The following is a 230-nucleotide window of genomic DNA, read 5'->3' as shown; positions in this document are numbered from 1 at the left end:
CTTATCATGCCGGAGGGGCGCTTGCCTTCAGGCAGCCAGAAAGTAAGAAGCCTCCCAGCTATTAGACTGGAAGGCTTCGCGGCGGTAGCTGCCTTTGCCCTTGCCGGCGCGTTCCTGACGGCTGCGGAACAGTGGCTGGGCGATGATGGATTTGGCCTTGTTGGGGCCATGCTTGGATGGCTTTTTGCTCATGTCGGTGCTCTCTTTATGCAGGCTTGAGATGGGATGAA

General features: G+C 57.4%; 1 protein-coding gene. It reads right to left on the bottom strand.

Features of this window, described 5'->3' with window-relative positions; all coding sequences use genetic code 11:
* Positions 1–27: 27 nt before the first annotated feature.
* Positions 28–192, bottom strand: a complete 165-nt coding sequence (gene arfA / locus KZZ04_RS21010; RefSeq protein ID WP_003176285.1) for an alternative ribosome rescue factor ArfA — start codon at positions 190–192, stop codon at positions 28–30.
* Positions 193–230: the final 38 nt, after the last annotated feature.

It is taken from the genome of Pseudoalteromonas sp. CR1 (assembly GCF_019392235.1).
Classification (GTDB): domain Bacteria; phylum Pseudomonadota; class Gammaproteobacteria; order Enterobacterales; family Alteromonadaceae; genus Pseudoalteromonas.
The sequence above is the reverse complement of the archived record's forward strand: the minus strand, read 5'-3'. Positions and strand labels throughout refer to the sequence as shown.